This is a genomic window from uncultured Methylibium sp. (assembly GCF_902826655.1).
GTDB lineage: Bacteria > Pseudomonadota > Gammaproteobacteria > Burkholderiales > Burkholderiaceae_C > Methylibium.
Genome location: NZ_CADEFR010000102.1, coordinates 1 through 7,065 on the forward strand (window position 1 = coordinate 1; position 7,065 = coordinate 7,065).

General features: G+C 66.3%; 4 protein-coding genes. 1 reads left to right on the top strand and 3 read right to left on the bottom strand.

The window, feature by feature from the left end; all coding sequences use genetic code 11:
* Positions 1-331, bottom strand: a 331-nt coding sequence (rpsL, locus tag QZV97_RS19995; RefSeq protein WP_295646990.1) for a 30S ribosomal protein S12, incomplete at its 3' end; no start/stop codon positions are given.
* Positions 332-479: 148 nt separating this feature from the next.
* On the opposite strand from rpsL, the gene QZV97_RS20000 reads away from it, so the two are divergent.
* Positions 480-941, top strand: a complete 462-nt coding sequence (locus QZV97_RS20000; protein WP_295646993.1) for a putative toxin-antitoxin system toxin component, PIN family — start codon at positions 480-482, stop codon at positions 939-941.
* 69 nt (positions 942-1,010) lie between these two features.
* Here QZV97_RS20000 and rpoC read toward each other — a convergent pair whose 3' ends face one another.
* Together rpoC and rpoB are read right to left on the bottom strand one after the other, a co-directional pair.
* Positions 1,011-5,228: a DNA-directed RNA polymerase subunit beta' gene (gene rpoC, locus QZV97_RS20005; RefSeq protein WP_295646996.1), complete on the bottom strand. Its 4,218-nt coding sequence runs from the start codon at positions 5,226-5,228 to the stop codon at positions 1,011-1,013.
* A gap of 12 nt (positions 5,229-5,240) precedes the next feature.
* Positions 5,241-7,065, bottom strand: a 1,825-nt coding sequence (rpoB, locus tag QZV97_RS20010) for a DNA-directed RNA polymerase subunit beta (protein WP_295647000.1), incomplete at its 5' end; no start/stop codon positions are given.

Here is a 7,065-nt window from a genome sequence, read left to right on the forward strand (position 1 = left end):
TGCGGTCCTTGACGCCCTGCAGGTCCAGCGAGCCACGCACGATGTGGTAGCGCACACCCGGCAGGTCCTTGACGCGACCACCGCGCACCAGCACGACGCTGTGCTCTTGCAGGTTGTGGCCTTCACCGCCGATGTAGGAGATGACCTCGAAGCCGTTCGTCAGGCGCACCTTGGCGACCTTGCGGAGTGCCGAGTTCGGCTTCTTCGGCGTCGTGGTGTAGACACGGGTGCAGACGCCGCGCCGCTGCGGGCCGCCCTGCATCGCCGGCGACTTCGACTTCGTGACTTCGGTCTGGCGACCGTGGCGCACGAGTTGGTTGATGGTGGGCATGGGTTCTCGTTCCCGTGAGAGGTAGGACTGATCAGCGTTCCGGCCCCTCTGCGCAGCGCCGAGCGCAGCAGAATCTGCCGAAAAGCCGCAGAGTATATTCGGGTCGCCCCGGAGTCGCAAGCCGCAGGGGTTCCGCAGCACGCCTCCGATGACCCTCGAAGCCTTGTCCGTTCCGCCTCTGGGAACCGCGGTCCTGGACACCAACACGGTGCTCGACTGGCTGGTCTTCGACGATCCGCCGACACGAGGGCTCGGCGCTGCGGTCGGCAGCGGCGCCCTGCGCTGGATCGCCAGCGTGAACATGCGACTGGAGTGTCTGAGGGTGGCCGCCAGCCCCAAGCTGGCCCACTGGAGCCCCGATCCGCAGCACATCGGGACCAGCTGGGACCGCTGGGCGACCATCGCCGCAGAGCCCCCGCGGCCGGGGCCGCTGCGCTGCACCGACCCGGACGACCAGGTGTTCATCGACGTGGCGCTCACGGTCGGCGTCCAATGGCTGCTGACCCGGGATCGCGCGCTCCTGAAGCTCGCCCGGCGGGCTCTGCCACTGGGTGTGCAGGTACTCACACCTGCAGATTGGGTTCGTAGAGTCACCCACGCCCGGACCTGAGGCTTCTCCGCTCGACGGGATCAGAAAAAAGGGCGGCCGAAGCCGCCCTTCATCCGGCTCGACGCTCCGTCACTGCGGCGTCTCGTCACTGGCCACGTCGGCACCCGCGGGCGTCAGCGAGGCCAGCTCTTCGGCTTCCTGCAAAGCGATCGAGCGGCGCTCGGCGTCGTCCATTTCTTCCTTCGCCTTGCGGGCGCGGTGGAAGGCCAGGCCGGTGCCGGCCGGGATCAGACGGCCGACGATGACGTTCTCCTTCAGACCACGGAGTTCGTCGCGCTTGCCCATGATCGCCGCCTCGGTCAGCACCCGGGTCGTCTCCTGGAACGAGGCCGCCGAGATGAACGAGTCCGTCGACAGCGAAGCCTTGGTGATGCCCAGCAGGACATCGGCATGGGTCGCCGTCATCTTGCCGTCGGCCCGCAGCTTCTCGTTGCGATTCAGCAGCTCCGAGCGCTCGACCTGCTCGCCCGCGATGTAGCCGCTGTCGCCGGGGTTGACGATCTGCACGCGCCGCAGCATCTGGCGAACGATCACTTCGATGTGCTTGTCGTTGATCTTCACGCCCTGCAGGCGATAGACGTCCTGCACTTCGTCGACGATGTAGCGCGCCAGTTCCTCGATGCCCAGCAGCCGCAGGATGTCCTGCGGGTCGGCCGGACCGTCGACGATGCTCTCGCCCTTGTTCACCACCTGGCCTTCGTGCACCAGGATGTTCTTCTCCTTGGGCACCAGCTCTTCGTAGACCTTGCCATCCGGATCGGTGATCTGCAGGCGCACCTTGCCCTTGGTCTCCTTGCCGAAGGACACCGTGCCGGTCATCTCGGCCAGCGTGCCCTTGTCCTTGGGCGTGCGCGCCTCGAAGAGTTCGGCCACCCGCGGCAGACCGCCGGTGATGTCGCGCGTCTTCTGACCTTCGACCGGGATGCGCGCCAGCACCTCGCCGGGCATCAGGTCCTGGCCGTCGCGCACCTGGATCAGCGAGCCGATCGGGAAGCCGATCGTCACCGAGTGATCGGTGCCGGGGATCTTGACCTCGTTGCCTGCGACGTCGAGCAGCTTGACCTGCGGACGCACGACCTTGGCCGCGCCACGACGCTTCGGATCGATGACCACCAGCGTCGACAGGCCCGTCACCTCGTCGACCTGCTTGGCGACCGTCACGCCCTCCTCGACGTTCTCGAACTTCGCCTTGCCGGCGAACTCGGTGATGATCGGGCGGGTCAGCGGGTCCCAGTTGGCCAGCACCGTGCCGGCCTTGACCTGCTGGTCGGGCCGCACGTTCAGCGTGGCGCCATAGGGCAGCTTGTGACGCTCGCGCTCCCGGCCGTGGGTGTCGGCGATGACGATCTCGCCGGAGCGCGAGATCACGACCAGTTCACCCTTGCCGTTGGTCACGTAGCGCATCGTCGCGTTGAAGCCGATGTGGCCGTCGCTCTTGGCCTCGACGCTCGAGGCCACCGCCGCGCGCGACGCCGCACCGCCGATGTGGAAGGTGCGCATCGTCAGCTGCGTGCCGGGTTCGCCGATCGACTGCGCCGCGATCACGCCCACGGCCTCGCCGGAGTTGACCAGGCCGCCGCGGCCGAGGTCGCGGCCGTAGCACTTGGCGCACAGGCCGAAGCGCGTGTTGCAGGTCAGCGGAGTGCGGACCTTGACTTCGTCGACGTTGGCGCTCTCGACGATGTCGAGCGTGTCCTCGTCCAGCATCTGGCCGGCCGGCACGACGACCTGCTGCGTCTCGGGATGCAGCACCTCGATGGCCGTCACGCGGCCGAGGATGCGGTCGCGCAGCGACTCGATGACCTCGCCGCCCTCGACCAGCGCGCGCATCGCGATGCCGTTCTCGGTGCCGCAGTCGTCCTCGGTGACCACCAGATCCTGGGTCACGTCGACCAGTCGACGCGTCAGGTAGCCGGAGTTCGCCGTCTTCAAGGCCGTGTCCGCGAGGCCCTTGCGGGCGCCGTGGGTGGAGATGAAGTACTGCAGAACGTTCAGGCCCTCGCGGAAGTTCGCCGTGATCGGCGTCTCGATGATCGAGCCGTCCGGCTTGGCCATCAGGCCGCGCATGCCCGCCAGCTGGCGGATCTGCGCCGCCGAGCCGCGCGCCCCGGAGTCCGCCATCATGTAGATGGAGTTGAACGACTCCTGGTCGACTTCCTTGCCGTGGCGGTCGAGCACCTTCTGCTTGGCGAGCTGGCCCATCATGACCTTGCCCACCTCGTCACCGGTCTTGCCCCAGATGTCGACGACCTTGTTGTAGCGCTCGCCGGCAGTCACCAGGCCCGAGACGTACTGCTGCTCGATCTCCTTGACCTCCTTCTCGGCGCGCTCGATCAGGCCGTGCTTCTCCTTGGGCACCAGCATGTCGTCGATCGAGATCGAGATGCCGGCGCGCGTGGCGAGACGGAAGCCGCTCTGCAGCAGCTTGTCCGCCAGCACCACGGTTTCCTTCAGGCCGCACTTGCGGAAGGACACGTTGATGAGACGCGAGATCTCCTTCTTCTTGAGCGCCTTGTTGATGTTGGCGAACGGCAGCCCCTTCGGCAGGATCTCCGACAGCAGCGCGCGGCCGACCGTCGTGTCGACCAGGCGCGTCTCGGACACGAACTCGCCGTCCGTGCCCTTGACCCACTCGGTCAGGCGGACGGCGATCTTCGCGGTGATCTCGACCTGGCCGTTGTCCAGCGCGCGCTGGACCTCGACGACGTCGGAGAAGACCATGCCCTCGCCCTTGCCGTTGATGCGCTCGCGGGTGGCGTAATACAGGCCCAGCACCACGTCCTGCGACGGCACGATCGACGGCTCGCCGTTGGCCGGGAACAGCACGTTGTTGGAGGCCAGCATCAGCGTGCGGGCTTCCATCTGCGCCTCGATCGACAGCGGCACGTGGACGGCCATCTGGTCACCGTCGAAGTCCGCGTTGAAGGCCGCGCAGACCAGCGGATGCAGCTGGATCGCCTTGCCTTCGATCAGCACCGGCTCGAACGCCTGGATGCCCAGGCGGTGCAGCGTCGGCGCGCGGTTCAGCAGAACCGGGTGCTCCTTGATGACTTCTTCGAGGATGTCCCAGACCACCGGCGTGCCGGATTCGACTTCCTTCTTCGCCGCCTTGATCGTGGTGGCGATGCCCATCGCCTCCAGGCGAGAGAAGATGAAGGGCTTGAAGAGTTCCAGCGCCATCAGCTTGGGCAGGCCGCACTGGTGCAGCTTGAGCGTCGGGCCGACCACGATGACCGAGCGGCCCGAGTAGTCGACGCGCTTGCCCAGCAGGTTCTGGCGGAAGCGACCGCTCTTGCCCTTGATCATGTCGGCCAGCGACTTGAGGGCGCGCTTGTTGGCGCCGGTCATCGCCTTGCCGCGACGGCCGTTGTCCAGCAGCGAATCCACCGCTTCCTGCAGCATGCGCTTCTCGTTGCGCACGATGATCTCGGGCGCCTTCAGCTCCAGCAGGCGCGCGAGGCGGTTGTTGCGGTTGATGACGCGACGGTACAGGTCGTTCAGGTCGGAGGTGGCGAAGCGCCCGCCGTCCAGCGGCACCAGCGGACGCAGGTCCGGCGGCAGCACGGGCAGCACGTTCATCACCATCCACTGCGGCTTGATGCCCGACTTCTTGAAGGCCTCCATCACCTTGAGGCGACGCGAGTTCTTCTTGACCTTGAGCTCGGAGCCGGTCATGTCACCGCGCAGCTTCTCGATCTCGACGTCGAGGTCCATCTCGGCGAGCAGCTTCTGCACGCCCTCGGCGCCCATCAGCGCGACGAACTCGTCACCGAACTCGCGCTTCTTCGCGTCGTAGTCGTCCTCGGTCATGATCGAGAACTTCTTCAGCGGCGTCATGCCCGGGTCGACGACGACGTAGGCTTCGAAGTACAGCACGCGCTCGATGTCGCGCAGCGTCATGTCCAGCACCAGACCCAGGCGCGACGGCAGCGACTTCAGGAACCAGATGTGCGCGCAGGGCGCGGCCAGGTCGATGTGACCCATGCGCTCGCGGCGCACCTTGGTCTGCGTGACCTCGACGCCGCACTTCTCGCAGATCACGCCGCGGTGCTTGAGGCGCTTGTACTTGCCGCACAGGCACTCGTAGTCCTTGATCGGGCCGAAGATCTTGGCGCAGAACAGGCCGTCGCGTTCCGGCTTGAAGGTCCGGTAGTTGATGGTCTCGGGCTTCTTCACCTCGCCGAACGACCAGCTGCGGATCTTCTCCGGGGAAGCCAGGCCGATCTTGATGGCATCGAAATGCTCATCCGGGGTGAACTGCTTGAAAAGGTCGAGTAGTCCCTTCATGCCTTTTCTCCTTTAGTTGCGCTCGAGCTCGATGTCGATGCCGAGCGAACGGATTTCCTTCACCAGCACATTGAACGACTCCGGCATGCCGGCCTCGATCGCGTGCTCGCCCTTGACGATGGACTCGTAGACCTTGGTGCGGCCGTTCACGTCGTCCGACTTGACGGTCAGCATCTCCTGCAGCACGTAGCTCGCGCCGTAGGCTTCCAGCGCCCAGACTTCCATCTCGCCGAAGCGCTGGCCGCCGAACTGCGCCTTGCCGCCCAGCGGCTGCTGGGTCACCAGGCTGTACGGGCCGGTCGAGCGGGCGTGCATCTTGTCGTCCACCAGGTGGTGCAGCTTCAGCACGTGCATGTAGCCCACCGTCACGTCGCGCTCGAAGGCGTCGCCGGTGCGTCCGTCGTGCAGCTTGGCCTGGGTGCGGGTCGCATTCAGTCCCTTGGCCGCCGCGATCTCGTCCGGATAGGCCAGGTGCAGCATCGCGCGGATCTCGCTTTCGGCCGCCCCATCGAACACCGGCGTCGCGAACGGCACGCCGTGCGCGAGGTTCTCGGCCATCTCGGTCACCTCGGCGTCGGTCAGCGAGGCCAGCGACTCGGTCTTGCCGCCCGACTTGTTGTACAGCTCGTCGAGGAACTTGCGCAGCTCGGCCAGCTTGGTCTCGCGTTGCAGCATGTCGCCGATGCGATGACCGATGCCCTTGGCGGCCCAGCCCAGGTGCACTTCGAGCACCTGACCGACGTTCATCCGCGAGGGCACGCCCAACGGGTTCAGCACGATGTCGCACGGCGTCCCGTCGGACATATAGGGCATGTCCTCGACCGGCACGATCTTGGAGACCACGCCCTTGTTGCCGTGGCGGCCGGCCATCTTGTCGCCCGGTTGCAGGCGACGCTTGACGGCGAGGTAGACCTTGACCATCTTCAGCACGCCCGCGGGCAGCTCGTCGCCCTGCGTCAGCTTCTTGCGCTTCTCCTCGAAGGCGAGGTCGAAGCTGTGGCGCGTCTGCTCGAGCGAGTTCTTGATCGACTCGAGCTGGTTGGCCACGTCCTCGTCGGCCGGGCGGATGTCGAACCAGTGGTACTTGTCGATCCCGGCCAGGTAGGCCTTGTCGATCGTCGTGCCCTTGGCGATCTTGCCCGGGCCGCCATTGGCCGGCTTGCCCGACAGCAGCTTCTCGATGCGGTCGAAGGCGTCGGCCTCGACGATGCGCAGCTGGTCGTTCAGGTCCAGACGGAAGCGCTTCAGCTCGTCGTCGATGATCTGCTGGGCGCGCTTGTCGCGCTGGATGCCTTCGCGGGTGAAGACCTGGACGTCGATCACGGTGCCGTTGGTGCCCTGGTCGACGCGCAGCGAGGTGTCCTTCACGTCGGACGCCTTCTCGCCGAAGATCGCGCGCAGGAGCTTCTCTTCCGGCGTCAGCGTGGTCTCGCCCTTGGGGGTGACCTTGCCGACCAGCACGTCGCCCGGGTTGACCTCGGCGCCGATGTAGACGATGCCCGACTCGTCCAGACGCGCCAGCTGCTGCTCGGACAAGTTCGGGATGTCGCGTGTGATCTCTTCCGAGCCCAGCTTGGTGTCGCGGGCCATCACCACCAGTTCCTCGATGTGGATCGAGGTGTAGCGGTCGTCGGCGACGACGCGCTCGCTGATGAGGATCGAGTCCTCGAAGTTGTAGCCGTTCCACGGCATGAAGGCGACCAGCATGTTCTGGCCGAGCGCGAGCTCGCCCAGGTCGGTCGATGCGCCGTCGGCGATCACGTCGCCGGCGCCCACCTTGTCGCCGCGCTTGACGATCGGGCGCTGGTGGATGTTGGTGTTCTGGTTGCTGCGCTGG

Coding starts and splice junctions, on each gene's coding strand:
- rpoC (WP_295646996.1), bottom strand. CDS start 5,228: ATGAAGGGACTACTCGACCTTTTCAAGCAGTTCACCCCGGATGAGCAT.
- QZV97_RS20000 (WP_295646993.1), top strand. CDS start 480: ATGACCCTCGAAGCCTTGTCCGTTCCGCCTCTGGGAACCGCGGTCCTG.